General features: G+C 54.5%; 15 protein-coding genes. 13 read left to right on the top strand and 2 right to left on the bottom strand.

The genetic code is table 11. The annotated features are described in order from the left end of the window. Window positions 1-612 precede the first annotated feature (612 nt). Window positions 613-2,085, top strand: coding sequence for a porin family protein (locus BUE18_RS16235; RefSeq protein ID WP_073477251.1), 1,473 nt, complete (start codon window positions 613-615; stop codon window positions 2,083-2,085). A gap of 889 nt (window positions 2,086-2,974) precedes the next feature. Next, a complete protein-coding gene (locus tag BUE18_RS16245; RefSeq protein WP_073477253.1) occupies window positions 2,975-4,453 on the top strand; it encodes a hypothetical protein in 1,479 nt (492 codons plus the stop codon). A 396-nt stretch (window positions 4,454-4,849) separates the two neighbouring features. Here the strand turns inward: BUE18_RS16245 and nth are convergent, their stop codons facing one another. Further along, window positions 4,850-5,485 carry an endonuclease III gene (nth, locus tag BUE18_RS16250; RefSeq protein WP_073477254.1) on the bottom strand — a complete coding sequence of 212 codons (636 nt, stop codon included), beginning with the start codon at window positions 5,483-5,485 and terminating at the stop codon, window positions 4,850-4,852. A gap of 86 nt (window positions 5,486-5,571) precedes the next feature. On the opposite strand from nth, the gene BUE18_RS16255 reads away from it, so the two are divergent. Beyond that, window positions 5,572-6,567 (top strand): DUF814 domain-containing protein, encoded by a 996-nt coding sequence (locus BUE18_RS16255; protein ID WP_073477255.1) that lies wholly within the window; start codon window positions 5,572-5,574, stop codon window positions 6,565-6,567. On the opposite strand, the gene rlmN is transcribed toward BUE18_RS16255, so the two are convergent. Continuing rightward, entirely contained in the window at window positions 6,557-7,636 is a 1,080-nt protein-coding gene (gene rlmN, locus BUE18_RS16260) for a dual-specificity RNA methyltransferase RlmN (RefSeq protein WP_073477256.1), read from the bottom strand. The two genes, BUE18_RS16255 and rlmN, sit on opposite strands and share 11 nt — an antisense overlap. 236 nt (window positions 7,637-7,872) lie before the next feature. Between rlmN and ffh the strand changes: the two genes are divergently transcribed. The 10 genes from ffh to rsmI all read left to right on the top strand — a co-directional run bounded on the left by ffh (window position 7,873) and on the right by rsmI (window position 14,038). Continuing rightward, the gene (gene ffh, locus BUE18_RS16265) at window positions 7,873-9,201 is read left to right on the top strand and encodes a signal recognition particle protein (protein ID WP_073477257.1); all 1,329 of its coding nucleotides are present in this window, start codon (window positions 7,873-7,875) and stop codon (window positions 9,199-9,201) included. Between the two features lie 20 nt (window positions 9,202-9,221). Continuing rightward, the gene (rpsP, locus tag BUE18_RS16270) at window positions 9,222-9,485 is read left to right on the top strand and encodes a 30S ribosomal protein S16 (RefSeq protein ID WP_073477258.1); all 264 of its coding nucleotides are present in this window, start codon (window positions 9,222-9,224) and stop codon (window positions 9,483-9,485) included. A gap of 116 nt (window positions 9,486-9,601) precedes the next feature. Beyond that, window positions 9,602-9,832 carry a KH domain-containing protein gene (locus BUE18_RS16275; protein WP_015949365.1) on the top strand — a complete coding sequence of 77 codons (231 nt, stop codon included), beginning with the start codon at window positions 9,602-9,604 and terminating at the stop codon, window positions 9,830-9,832. A 5-nt stretch (window positions 9,833-9,837) separates the two neighbouring features. Then, window positions 9,838-10,347 (top strand): ribosome maturation factor RimM, encoded by a 510-nt coding sequence (gene rimM / locus BUE18_RS16280; RefSeq protein WP_073477259.1) that lies wholly within the window; start codon window positions 9,838-9,840, stop codon window positions 10,345-10,347. Window positions 10,348-10,349: 2 nt separating this feature from the next. Then, window positions 10,350-11,138 carry a tRNA (guanosine(37)-N1)-methyltransferase TrmD gene (gene trmD, locus BUE18_RS16285; protein ID WP_073477302.1) on the top strand — a complete coding sequence of 263 codons (789 nt, stop codon included), beginning with the start codon at window positions 10,350-10,352 and terminating at the stop codon, window positions 11,136-11,138. Continuing rightward, on the top strand, window positions 11,107-11,646 hold the full coding sequence (locus BUE18_RS16290) for an RNA methyltransferase (protein ID WP_073477303.1): 540 nt from the start codon (window positions 11,107-11,109) through the stop codon (window positions 11,644-11,646). Before trmD ends, BUE18_RS16290 begins: the two co-directional genes overlap by 32 nt. Window positions 11,647-11,726: 80 nt before the next feature. Further along, window positions 11,727-12,071, top strand: coding sequence for a 50S ribosomal protein L19 (gene rplS, locus BUE18_RS16295; protein ID WP_073477260.1), 345 nt, complete (start codon window positions 11,727-11,729; stop codon window positions 12,069-12,071). Window positions 12,072-12,211: 140 nt separating this feature from the next. Beyond that, a complete protein-coding gene (locus BUE18_RS16300) occupies window positions 12,212-12,829 on the top strand; it encodes a ribonuclease HII (RefSeq protein ID WP_073477304.1) in 618 nt (205 codons plus the stop codon). Beyond that, on the top strand, window positions 12,826-13,197 hold the full coding sequence (locus tag BUE18_RS16305) for a YraN family protein (RefSeq protein ID WP_073477261.1): 372 nt from the start codon (window positions 12,826-12,828) through the stop codon (window positions 13,195-13,197). The genes BUE18_RS16300 and BUE18_RS16305 overlap by 4 nt, the downstream gene beginning before the upstream one ends. Window positions 13,198-13,222: 25 nt before the next feature. Continuing rightward, entirely contained in the window at window positions 13,223-14,038 is an 816-nt protein-coding gene (gene rsmI, locus BUE18_RS16310) for a 16S rRNA (cytidine(1402)-2'-O)-methyltransferase (protein WP_342039443.1), read from the top strand. The last annotated feature ends 16 nt before the right edge of the window (window positions 14,039-14,054 follow it).

Here is a 14,054-nt window from a genome sequence, read left to right on the forward strand (position 1 = left end):
TTTACCCTCCTTTTTTTTCATAACGGCCGTCCCCGCAAGCCAAAGCCGCCGAAACGCTGTTATACTCCTGCTTTTTCAGTTTGCAGGCCATCCCGTTAAAAAAAATTCAATGGAATTTTTCTTCTTTTGTACAAATAAACAGCCCCACTTTTTATGGATTAAAAATTTCTCATCAAAGCAAGGGATTACAGACTGCTTTCCCGGACCTGTTATTAACAAAAAACTCATCCGAACCTAATGAAAAAACAAAAAACAAATTTTCCATCCCTTGGAATTCCCTTGACAGAACCGGCGGCTTAGCTCTAAACAAGCACCCTAATTCGGCGTCCTCAGGCGCCGAAAACCCTTTAGCCAGGCTGCACGGCCTGAAAAAAGGAGGAGAATGAGCCGCCAATGGAACGAGGGTTGGCGCCCCAAACCCGATGCGGATTTTAGTCCGTAACGAAGCACCTTGGCGCAGGTTTTTAGGAGGGCCTGTGCTGCAACGCCCTATCAAGGACTTTGAGGAGAGTCTTGGACGTTGCGAACCAGCGGACTTTGAGGAAGGTTCGCGCATTTTTTAAAGGAAAAAGAACTAAATTTTTAGGAAGAGATTCCTAAGGAGGAAAACGAATGAAAAAGATTTTTACCATTGCTGTGGTTATCGCCCTGGTAGCGGCTTTCACCCTGCCCGCCATGGCCGAAACCAAGTTCAGCTTCAACGGCGCTTATCGCGTTCGCGGCTTCATGCTGTCCAACCCTTCCCTTCAGGCTGATCAGGCTGCCGTCAAGGCCACCAGCGTCTCTTCAGCCATCCCGGCGACAGGAGAAGGCGCTTCCCAGTCCTGGATGGATATGCGCTTTCGTATGGAAAGCACCTTCACCGTTTCCGACCGTTTGTCCGTGGTGACGCGTTTTGACGCTCTGGACAACAAAAGATACGGCGATCCCGACACGGTGGGCACCACCGACAACATCGACTTTGACCGCGCCTACATGGTCATCAACGCCGACTTCGGCGTTTTCACCCTGGGCCGTCAGTCTGTCGGTTCTTACGGCAACCTGTTCCTGGACAGTGAAACCGAAGGCGACCGCGTCCGTTTCGACACTACCATGGATAAGTGGATGTTCTCCGCTATCTATGAAAAGGTGTCTGAAGGCGATGCCAACGCTCCCACGGACGTCATGACTGACTCGGACTTCGATTACTACTATGCAGCCGCCACCTACACTGCGGAAGACCTGAGCGCCGGTCTTTTGGCCGGTTACGGCGCCGACAAATCCGGCTCCGACATTCTGGTTTACGTCCCCGCCGCTGGAAACCTGGCATGGGACTCCAATCAGATCATGTTCAACCCCTTTGTGAATGCCGCTTTCGGCGACTTCGGCGTTAGCGCGGAAGCCGAACTGCTGTTCGGCAAGTACCGGGAATACGACCGGGATGTATACAATGCAAGCGTAAAGCTGGCAGACGCCGCTCGCAAGGCCGCGGGCCTCGGCCCCCTGCCGGACGTTGACTACGATGCTTACGCATGGAACGTGGAAGGCGCCTGGGCTTCCGGACCTTTCGGCGCCGAGATCGGTTACGCCTGGGTCAAGGGTGAAGACAACTACTTTGACGACAAGTGGGAATCCGTTGGCGGCGTCGGCGATGACTGGTGCAAAGCCTTCATTCTGACCAACACCGACTCCGGCTTTGAAGGAAGCCTGGGCGGACACGGCGGAGCCGCCGCAGCCGGCGCCACTGCCGGCAACCTGGCCTCCGGATCCACTGCCGCCGAAAACGGTATGAAAATGTTCTATCTGGGCGGTTCTTACTCTCCTTTGGCTAACCTGAAGATTTCCGCCCTGTTCGCAAACTCCAAGGCGGAATCCCCGGGTTACGTGGGTTACACCGCCGGCACGCTGCCGGGCAAAGGCCGCAGCTTTGCTTCCGATCATGGTTCCGAGTACGACCTGACCATCAATTGGGACATCTACGACAACCTGAACTACACCTTCATCGCTGCTTTCCTGGACGTGGGCGATTACTGGCAGTTCGGCAACCCTTACAGGGAACTGGAAAACACCTGGGCCTTCTGGCAACAGATTCAACTCTCCTTCTAAGACCTTCTTAGCAAGGGAAACCTAGGTTCCAGTAAAATACCGGCCCCAGCCGCCCTTGCGGTTGGGGCCTTTTTTTTAGTTTTTCCTGCTAACCCTCCGGCCTAACGGCTTTTTCCATCCTCTAAGCCAATACTTTCTGCAACTAATACCGAGTTTGTCATTTGGGGAATTTGCTCATTCGTTCTCCGGGCTTTGGATCCACGCCCAGGCGCTATTCAGGAAAGACGCTGGATCCCCGTTTCCGGGGTTGCGTCACGATGATTGCAAAAACAACCGCAATCATCCCCGCCGCCCCCCCTCCACGGGGATGACGGAGCGCGACGGCCATGCCTGGCAACGCGGAGGCGAAACCGCCCTCGGCATCCTCATAAAAGGGCTTCAAGCGCCCTTTGCACTTTCGCTTCCCGCAAACAATCGTCATCCCGGCAAGGGCGATCCTGCTTGTCCTGATCGCCCGCAAGCCGGGATCCAGCGTCTTTTAGATTTGTTTCCGGAATATTTCACCTTTTTTAACGCAACTAGGTATAAATGGCGCTTTATTCAAAAAACGGACCTCTGCTTTCCGCCCCCTCAAAAAGCTCTTCGCCTCAATAGAGGCGCCTAGCAAATGTCTTACGTTCTTTTAATTTGCTTTTTTAAAATTTTTTACTTCCTTCTGAAACCATAAGTAATTCTTCCCTTCCCTATGGAACTAACCATTTCCTAACCAAACCAACCGTTTGTTAGCGCAAGGTTATTATACGGTTAATTCACGCCGGTTGCAGCCCGCCTCCGTTGACAGGCCCCGCCGCTCCCCATAAACAGGCGCCAGACCGGGCTTTGCCCAACTGTTTGTACAGTCAGTAAATTTTGGACCGACATTTTGCAGTTTTCTTGAGGAGGAAAACAGATGAAAAAGATTTTCACCATTGCCATGGTGATCACGCTGGTTGCGGCTTTGACGCTTCCAGCCATGGCCGAAACCAAGTTCAGCTTTAAAGGCGCGTACAGGGTGCGCGGCTTCATGCTTTCCAACCCCAGCCTCCAGGCCGACCAAGCTAAGGTCAAGGCAACCGGCGCGGCTGGCAAAGCCAGCGAAACCCTGGCCATCGCCGCGGAAGGCGAAGGCCCTTCCCAATCTTACCTGGACATGCGTTTTCGCATGCAGAGCAAATTCACCGTTTCCGATCGTCTGGCCGTCGTGACCCGTTTTGACGCCCTGGACGGCAAAAAATACGGCGAAGGCGACACTGTGGGCACCAAGCGTAACATCGACTGGGACCGCGCTTACATGGTCATCAAAGCCGACTTCGGAACCTTTCAAATCGGCCGCATGGAAGGCGAAGCCTACGGAAACGACTTCCTGGATTCCGGCACGGAACGCGACCGCATTGCGTTTGACGCCAAAATGGACAAATGGACCCTTAGCCTGATCTACGAAAAGCAGGATGAAGGGGACGCCGGTACAGTCCTGACCGATGCGGACTTTGACGTCTACTATGCCGGGGCCGCCTACAAGAGCGAAGACCTGACCGGCGGCGTGCTGTTCGGCTATGCCTTTGACAAAACCGATTCCGATATTCTTGCCTACGTCCCCGCCGCAGGCAACCTGGGATGGGACTCCACCCGCTTTGACATCAACCCCTTCATCGACGCTTCTTTCGGCGACTTTGGGGTTAATGCTGAAGCCCTGCTTCGTTTTGGAAAATATCAGGAATACGATCGCGACGTTTACAATGACAGCATCAAGCTGGCTGACGCCGCCCGCAAAGGCATGGGCCTCGGCCCCCTGCCGGACGTCGACTACGACGCCTACGCATGGAACATCGAGGGAACCTGGGCTTCCGGGCCTTTCTCCGCCGAACTCGGCTACGTCTGGGTCAAGGGCGAAGACGATCCTTATGACGACAAATACGAGTCCGTGGGCGGCGTGGGCGCTGACTGGGGCAAAGTGTTCATCCTGACCAACACCGACTCCGGTTTTGAAGGAACCCTGGGCGGACACTCCGGAGCGGCAGCCGCCGGCGCCACCGAAGGCAACCTGGGCGAAGAAGGCAGCTCCGCTGCCACGAACGGCTGCAAAATGTTCTACATCGGCGGTTCTTACGCACCCCTGGACAACGTGAAAATCAAAGGTTTGATCGCCAACTCCAAGTCGGAGTCTCCGGGTTATGTGGACCTGGGCGGACTGCCTGCCGACAGCCGCAATTTTGCTTCCGATCACGGCACCGAGTACGACCTGACCGTGGATTGGGACATCTATGACAACCTGAGCTACACCGCCATCCTGGCTTACCTGGACGCCGGCGATTATTGGCAGTACGGCAACCCCTACAGGGAACTGGAAAACACCTGGTGCTTCTGGCAACAGCTCAAGCTGTCCTTCTAAGGCGCGTGTAAAAAGATAAGGCCCGGTTACAAATCAGCCCCGGACGCATTGTGCGTCCGGGGCTTTTTTTTTAAAGACGAAGCCCCATTAATCCGTGAGAGAACAACACTGGATCCCCGCTTGCAGGCGATCTTAAAAAACGGATCGCCCTTGCGGGGATGACGGTCTCCCAGGTTTAACGCAATTTTGCAGGGCGCTGGAGATTTTAGGAAACCGGCAGCCATCCGTCTCCGTCATCCCCGTGAAGGGATGCGGCGGGATGATTGCGGCGGTTTGCAATCATCGTGACGCAATCCCGGAAACGGGGACCCAGAGTCCTTTTGGAATGCCATTGGGCAAAATTTTGAAAACCTGATAAATGAATGGGCAAATTATTTGAAGAAACGCGCCTTGGCGTTAATACTTACCCGCCCCTTTGCACCATTCCGCCAAAGTGCATTCTCCGCATTTGGGTTTTCTGGCCGTGCAAACCGCTCTTCCATGATAAATCAGGTGCAGGGAGAAATCGATCCACGACTCTTTGGGCAGGAGCTTCATAAGGTCGAACTCTATCTTGACCGGGTCCTTGAACTTGGTGAAGCCCAGCCTTTGGGAAATCCGCTGAACATGGGTGTCCACCACAATGCCCGGAATTTCAAAGGCGGCGTTTAAAACCACGTTAGCGGTTTTTCGCCCCACCCCCGGCAGGGCCAGCAGGGATTCCATGTCCCGGGGAACCACGCCGCCGTGCTTTTCCATGAGTGCGGCGGCGCATTCCTTGACCCGCTTGGCCTTGGTATGAAAAAATCCGGTAGCATGAATCAGCTCCTCAAGCTCTTTGAGGGGCAGCTCCATGATTTCCTCGGGCGTAGACGCGCGGGCGAACAGGGCGGGCGTAACGGAATTCACCTGTTTATCCGTACATTGGGCTGACAACATGGTTGCGATCAGCAATTGAAAAGGGCTGTTGTGCTCCAACTGGGTCTTGACAGCAGGGTAAGCCTTTTGTAGACCTTCGAGAATTTTTTTGACGTTCTTTTTATTGCCTGGCATGGAATGTCCTTTGTCTTTTTAGTTTTAATACTCTTTATCATTTTTTCAGCAGGGGTCAAGCCTTGCCTGCGCAGCCGGAGATGTGAATGGAAGAACCCGCAAAAAAACTTTCAGCATTAGGCCTCAGTTCCGGAGGCCTGGACAGCATTCTTTCCGCCCTTGTTCTAAAGGACCAGGGGATTGAGGTGTCGTGGATCAGCTTTGAAACCCCTTTCTTTTCAGCGGAAAACGCCCGAAAGGCGTCCGCTTTCACGGGCATTCCCCTGATAACCAGATACATTCTCGACGATTACCTGGAAATGCTGCTGAATCCTCCCGCGGGTTACGGAAAAAACATGAACCCCTGCATGGACTGCCACGCACTCATGTTCCGCCTGGCCCATCAGGTGATGCAGGAAATCGGGGCCGACTTTTTATTCTCGGGCGAAGTGCTGGGGCAGCGGCCCAAAAGCCAGACCCAAAACGCGCTCAACTATGTGAACAAGCACTCCGGCGCGCCCGGCTACATCCTGAGGCCTTTGTCGGCCAAAAAACTGACTCCCACCATCCTGGAGAACCAGGGTTTGATAGACAGGGAGCGGCTTCTGGATTTGAACGGCAGAAGCCGCAAGCCCCAGATGGCCCTGGCGGAGAAATACGGCATTAAGGAGTATCCTGCTCCGGCCGGAGGCTGCCTGCTCACGGACAAGGGCTTTTCGGACCGGCTGCGTGACTTGTTCGCCTATCAGAAATCCTACGCCGCCAGGGATTTTGAGTTATTGAAGTACGGAAGGCATTTTCGCCTTTCCGAGACCGTCAAGGCGATTGTGGGCAGAAACCGTTCGGATAACGAGCAGATAAGCGCCCACATCAAAGAGGATGAGGACATCATCATCAAAATGGCGGGCATTCCCGGCCCCAGCGTAATCCTTCCCCACGGGGCCGGCGAGCAGGCCGTCCGTCTCGCCGCCCAGCTTTGCGGCGCATACAGCAAGGCCAAAGAGGGTGGGACGGCCGGGGTATCCATCCTGGCCGGGGGCTCCAAACAAGTTATCCAGGTGGAGGTTCCGGAAAAGGAAATCTTCTACAATTCTATTCTTTAGTTTTAGGCGCGCATGCGTCATTCCGGGCTTCGTTGGCCGCCTTCAATTGTCCGCAGGCGGCCTTGATATCCAAGCCTTTGCTGTGCCGCACAATCACCGTGTAATTCTTGTCCATAAGCACCTTATAAAAGGCGTCCACCGCTTCGGGGTCCGGCCTTTCAAAAGGGCTGCTCTCGTGGGGGTTGTAAGGGATCAGGTTGATCTTGCATGGCTGGTGCGCCAGGAGTTTTCCCAGTTTTCTGGCATGGGCCGGAGAGTCGTTGACGCCTTTTAGCAGCACGTACTCGAAAGTCACCCTCCTGCCCGGCCGCAGGGGAAAATCCTTGCAGGCCCGGAGCAGCTCCTCAATGGGGTATTTTTTGTTCACGGGCATGATTTGGTCCCGGATTTCGTTGTCCGGCGCGTTCAAAGACACCGCCAGCTTCACCCGGGTATCCCTGCCCACGGCGGCCATTTTAGGGACCAGGCCCACGGTGGAAATGGTCACCCTCCTGCCGGAGAAGCGCAGGCCCCAGTCATTGTCCGTGATGATATCCATGGCCTGCTTGACGTTGTCCCAATTGGCCAGGGGTTCGCCCATACCCATAAAAACCAGGTTGCGCAAATGCTCCGGGTCCTCCATGGTCGCCTGCACGTCCCGAATCTGGGAAATGATTTCGTTGGCCTTAAGGCTGCGGGTCAGGCCCATGGACGCCGTGCAGCAGAACTTGCACCCCATGGCGCAACCCACCTGGGTGGACACGCACAGGGTGTGGTGCCCTTTTTCCGGGATAAGCACGGTTTCGATGCTGGCCCCGTCCGCGCACTGGAAAAGAAACTTGCGCGATCCGTCGGAGGAGTCCTGGGTTTGCAGGATTTTCAAACGGCCGATGGTAAAATGACCGGATAAAAGCTGGCGATGCCTTTTGGCCAGATTGGTCATGACCTCAAAGGAATCGGCCTGCCGTTGATAAACCCATTGAAGAATCTGGAAGGCCCGGTACGGCTTGAGCTTATGAACGGCCAGCCACCGGACCAGCTCTTCATGGGTGCAGGATATAATATCAGTTTGATCTGAGGAATTTTCCATGTTATAGTTTTCTTCTAACTCTGCAAGCTGGGAGTTTACCCCCCGTTGGGGCGGCTCTTTTCCTTGCAGATAAAGGTTTTAATATAAAAACGACTGGTTAGGAGGAAAAGACATCCTTTTTCCCGAATCGTTGTTTTGGCTTGACATATCACCTTTATGAGATTATTTTCAACGTTTTCTTTGGGTGACCTCCGGACAGGAGCGCCCACTCCTTATTTTGGGAGAAGGAAAAAGGGATGTTTGAAAGTCTTAGCGATAGATTAGGCTCAGTATTCAAAAAGCTGAAAGGCCAAGGAAAACTGAGCGAAAAAAATATTCAGGACGGCCTGAAGGAAGTCAGACTGGCCCTCCTGGAGGCGGACGTTCACTACAAGGTCGTCAAAACCCTTATCGCCGCCATCAAAGAGCGGGCCGTGGGCCAGGAGGTGTTGGAAAGCCTCACGCCCGGCCAGCAGGTGGTGAAGATCGTCAACGAAGAGCTGACGAATCTCATGGGCGGCGCCAATGAGGAGATCAACCTCAGCGGCGGGCATCCGGCAAGCATCATGCTTGTGGGTTTGCAGGGTTCCGGTAAGACCACCACGGCCGGCAAGCTGGCTGTGTATCTCAGAGGACAGGGGCGCAAGCCCTATTTGGTCCCGGTGGACGTCTATCGCCCGGCGGCCATTGAGCAGTTGACGAAAATCGGCAAGGAGTTGTCCATTCCGGTTTATCCTTCGGATACGGAAACCAAGCCGGAAAAAATAGCGGAGCTCGCCAGAATCAAGTGCGCCCAGGAAGGCTGCGACACGATGATTCTGGATACCGCCGGCCGCCTGCACATAGACGACGAGTTGATGGCGGAGCTTGGGCGCATCAAGGCAACGACGCCCCCTTCGGACATCCTGCTGGTGGCGGACGCCATGACCGGGCAGGACGCGGTGAACATGGCCAAGGCGTTTAACGACGCCATGGACGTGGGCGGCGTCATCCTGACCAAAATGGACGGCGACGCCAGGGGCGGCGCGGCATTGTCCATCCGGTCCATTACGGGCAAGCCCATCAAGTTCATAGGGACCGGAGAAAAGTCCAACGCCTTTGAGGCTTTTCATCCCAACAGGATGGCCAGCCGCATCCTGGGCATGGGGGACGTTATGACCCTCATCGAAAAAGCCCAGGACGCCGTGGACGTGAAAAAGGCGGCCGAACTGGAGAAAAAGCTCCGGAAAAGCCAGTTCACCCTGGAGGATTTCAAGGACCAGATGGTGCAGGTCCGCAAGATGGGATCCCTGGAAGACATCCTTTCCATGATTCCCGGGATGGGCAAAAGCAAGCATTTGAAGCAGCTCAAGGGCAGCGACAAGGAGATGATCAAGATAGAGGCTATCATCAACTCCATGACCCTTGAAGAACGAAGAAACCACAGCATCATCAACGGCAGCCGGAGGAAGCGCATAGCCAAAGGCAGCGGCACTACGGTGACCGATGTCAATCAGCTATTGAAAAACTACACTCAGGTCATGAAGATGATGAAAAAAATAAACAAAGGCGGCATGAAAAAAATGGGCCGCATGCTCGGCTTATAACTTAAGGAGAGATAACAGAAATGGCAGTTAAAATTCGTTTGGCAAGGCACGGCGCCAAAAAACGTCCTTTTTACCGCATCGTTGTGACGGACAGCGAAAGCCCCCGCGACGGCAGGTTTATTGAAATCGTGGGAACTTACAATCCCGTGGCTGAGCCCGCACAGATCGAACTGAAGGACGAACGCATTAAGCATTGGATGGAAAGCGGTGCCCTGCCCACCCACACGGTGCGCAACATCTTGAAGAACCAGGGTTTTTATTCCGAAGCCCCCCAGGAAGCTTAATCAGGCTCTGGGTTTTGCAGCACGATGTCTAATGTTCGCACTTGTATCTGACTCTGATTCTTCCGCGGAAAATGGGTTGGTCTCCGCGGCCATGGGCCCCATAAGGAGATTGAGCGATGAAAGAACTGATCAAGTACGTAGCTGAAGCTCTCGTTGACTATCCTGAGAAGGTAGAAGTTTCGGAGGTGGAGGGGGAACAGACATCTGTCATAGAGCTCAAGGTGGCCAAAGAGGACCTTGGGAAAGTCATTGGAAAGCAGGGGCGCACGGCCCGGGCAATGCGCACGATCTTAAGCGCAGCGTCCGCCAAGGTCAAAAAACGCTCCGTGCTGGAAATTATTGAATAGGGCCGATGACTTCCAAGGATTTCGTTGAAGTAGGACAGGTGGCCGGTGTGCATGGCATCCGAGGCGCAGTATTATTGCGCTCATTCGCCGAGAATCCGGACATCTTCGCCAAAGGCGGAAAAATACTTGTAAAAGGCCCGGGAGAAAACCTTCAGGAGTTTATTCTGGAATCCTCCCGTCCCCACAAGGGGAAGCTGCTGGCCGAACTCCAGGGAGTATCGGACCGAAACGGCGCCGAGGCCTTAAAGGGCAGAATGATCCTGGTGCACAGGGACGCCCTGCCGGAACCGGAACCGGGAGAGTATTACTGGATCGACCTGATCGGCATGGAAGTGGCGGCCCCGGACGGCGCCAGGCTTGGCGTTCTGGATTCTATCATTGAAACGGGCGCCAACGACGTTTACGTGATCAAGGACGGCGAAAAGGAAATCCTGGCCCCGGCGCTTCCGTGGGTGGTTTTGTCCATAGACCTGGAGGCGGGCGTCATGACCATAGACCTGCCCGAAGGGTTGTGATTGTGAATTTTGTTGTTCTCACCCTGTTTCCCCTCATGTTTCCGGCCTTTGCCGGACATGGCATCGTTCGGCGAGCGGTGGAGCAGGGTCTTGTGGATATAGAGGCCCTTAACATCAGGGACTTTGCCGAAGGCAGGCACTCCACGACGGACGACAGGCCTTACGGCGGGGGCAACGGCATGGTGCTAAAGCCTGAACCTCTCGCCAAAGCCATAAGGGCCGCCAAGGAAGTCCACACGGACGCCAAGGTGGTTTTCCTCGGACCGCGGGGCAGGCTGTTTGATCAGGAAAAGGCGGCCAGGCTGGCCGGGGAAAAAGACATAATCATGGTTTGCGGGCGCTATGAAGGCATTGACGAGCGCATAGCAGCCACCCTGATAGACGAGGAGATCTCCATAGGGGATTATATCCTGTCAGGCGGCGAAACGGCAGCCATGGTGGTCATGGACGCCATAATCCGGCTGATTCCAGGAGCCTTGGGAAACGAAAGCTCTGCGGAGCAGGAGTCTTTTTCCAATCAGCTTTTGGAGCATTCGCATTTTACGCGGCCTCCGGTGTTCGAAGGCATGGAAACGCCGGAAATTCTCCTTTCCGGAGACCATGGCAAGATAGACCAATGGAGAACCAGAGCCAGCTTATTGTACACCCTGGCCAATCGGCCCGACCTGTTGGAAGGCCGGGAGTTCTCCAAGGAAGAAATAACCATTTTGGAGAATTGGGGCAGGCAAATTGCCGACATCATCAGGACCCAGGGTTTACATGGCCCTGATGCATTATCCCGTAACCGATAAAAACGGGCAGGTTATCCACTCGGCGGTGACCAACCTGGACCTGCATGACATGGCCAGGGCCTCCAGAACTTTTGGAGTGGACCGTTTTTATGTGGTGACGCCCCTGGAAGACCAAAAATCCCTTGCCCAAAAAATAATTGGGCACTGGGTGACCGGGGCTGGCAGCGAGTACAACCCCAAACGCAAGCAGGCTCTGTCCCTGATCCGCATTGCGGACTCGCTGGAGGATGCGGCCCGGGAGATTGAACAAGAGACTGGCGAAAGGCCGGAAATCGTGGTAACAGACGCCAGGCCTCAAGCCCGGAGCATGGGTTATGCGGATTTTCGCAGCCGGATGGAGTTGGGCAAGCCCTTTATTCTGGTTTTCGGAACCGCTTGGGGCATGACAAAAGAGTTTATAGAAGCGGCGGACATCGTCCTGGATCCCATTTCGGGCCCCACGGACTATAATCACTTATCCGTAAGATCGGCCGCTTCCATCATATTGGACAGACTATTGGGCCGCTAAGCCCTAAACCAGAGTGATAACCCTTTACCTCAGGCCGCAAGCCTGAGGATATTATACGGCTATCAGGAGCACGACAACCAATGGATGTAATCAAACAGATCGAACAAGAGCAAATGCGTTACGACCTGCCCCACTTTGAGGCGGGCGACACTGTCAACGTGCACGTTAGAATCATCGAAGGCACCAAAGAGCGCCTCCAGGCGTTCAAAGGCGTGGTTATCGCCAAGAAAAGCGGCACCACCAACGCCACCTTCACCGTGCGCAAAGTGTCTTACGGCGTGGGCGTAGAAAGGGTTTTCCATGCCCATTCTCCCAGCATCGACCATGTGGAAGTGGTCAGCCGCGGCAAGGTCCGCAGGGCCAAGCTGTACTACCTGCGCAAACTTCGCGGCAAAGCTGCCAGAATCAAAGAAAAGCGCTTCTAGTTTTATGCAGGTCGCCGAAGGGCCGGTCGGAATTCCACCGCCGGCCCGGGCGGGTCTTTGTTTGGGAGAAATCGCGCGCAGGCATGCCCTATCGGGCGTTTTTTTGGTTAGCTACTTTTAATCTCCTGGATCGGGACGCCATGAAAGACCCTTGGTCTTTTGAAAACGAGGCTCACAAGAAAGGCTACACTCGCGTTGCCGGAGTGGACGAAGCCGGACGTGGGCCCTTGGCCGGCCCGGTGGTTTCCGCCGCAGTGGTGTTGCCGGGCAACGCCGACCTCCCCGGGGTGGACGACTCCAAAAAACTGACTCCCAAAAAGCGCGACGCCTTGTTCGAAAGCATTTACGAACAGGCCATCGGCATAGGAATTGGCATCATTGATCCGGTTGAGATAGACCGGATTAATATTCTCCAGGCCGCGCTGCTCAGCATGCTGGTCAGCGTGGAAAATCTGGAGCCGGCGCCGGACTATCTGCTCATTGACGGGCCTTTCGGCATCAAGAGTTTTTTGCCCCAAACCCCTATAAAACATGGGGATTCCCTCTCTATTTCCATTGCTGCAGCTTCTATTGTCGCCAAAGTTACCCGGGACAGGCTCATGGAGCGCTATGACCAGGAGTTCCCAGCTTTCGGCTTTGCAAAGCATAAAGGCTACGGCACTAAAGCCCACAGGGAGGCCATCTCTCTTAACGGCCCCTGCTCCATCCACCGATTTTCCTTTCGAGGCGTGGGCGACTCGCCTTTGGAAGCCTCATGAAGTCCGACCATAAAGCCCGCGGCAGCCGGGGCGAAGAACTGGCGGCCCTATTCCTGAAAAAGCAAGGCTACAAAATTCTGGAAACCAATTACCGTTGCGCCTTAGGGGAGATCGACATCATTGCCAGGCATAAAAAGGTATTGGCGTTTGTGGAGGTCAAAACCCGGACCAGTACGGCTTTCGGCCATCCCAAAAGCGCCGTCACGCCCAAAAAACAGCGCAAAATTTCCATGGTCGCCCTGGAGTATTTGAAAAGAAATCGAAAACTGGGCCAAGCGGCCCGGTTTGACGTGGTGTCCGTTTTATCCGACGGAGAAGATCCCAAAATTGAGATAATCCAAAATGCCTTTGAACTCGCATACCCATAACTTGAATTCCGGAAAGCTGTACATTGTGTCCACTCCTATAGGCAACCTGGAGGATATCACCTACAGGGCCGTCAGAACCCTTGGAGAAGTGGACATTATTGCTGCAGAGGATACGCGACGGACGCTCAAACTGCTGAATCATTACAATATCAAAAAAAAACTGGTCGCCTGCCATGAGCACAACGAGCAGGAAGCCGCCAAAGGCTTGATAGACCAAATGCTGCAGGGCCAGAATGTTGCTCTGGTCTCGGACGGCGGCGCCCCGCTGATTTCCGACCCGGGATTTCGGCTGGTCTCCATGGCCGTGGAAAGCGGCCTGGAAGCGGTTCCCATACCCGGAGCTTGCGCCGCCATCGCCGGTTTATGCGGGGCCGGCCTGCCTACGGACCGCTTTATGTTCTGCGGATTTTTGCCCAAAAAGCAGGGAAAGCTAAGGGAAGCGCTGGAAAACGTCAAAGACGTCCAGGCCACCCTGATTTTTTATGAGTCCCCCAAACGGGTTTTGAAAGTCATAGAGGGAATGACGCAAGTTCTAGGGGACAGGACGGCGGTTCTCGCCAGGGAAATCACCAAAATCCATGAAGAATTTATACGCGGAACCCTTTCCGGGATAGCGGAGGAATTGAACTCCCGAGAAGGAGTTAAAGGCGAGTGCACGTTGATCGTGAGCGGGCCTGAAGCCCAAAATCCGGACCTGGGCTCCCTGGACGGCCTAATCAGAATGGAGGTCGCCAAAGGCCAGCTTTCGGCTTCTAAACTTTCGGCAAAACTAGCGAAACAATTTGGAATTGAGAAAAAAAAGGTGTATGCCATGATACTGGCTCTAAAAGATGCAAAGTAACTACGAACCAAGGAGA

It is taken from the genome of Desulfatibacillum alkenivorans DSM 16219 (assembly GCF_900142135.1).
GTDB classification, from domain to species: Bacteria; Desulfobacterota; Desulfobacteria; order Desulfobacterales; family Desulfatibacillaceae; genus Desulfatibacillum; species Desulfatibacillum alkenivorans.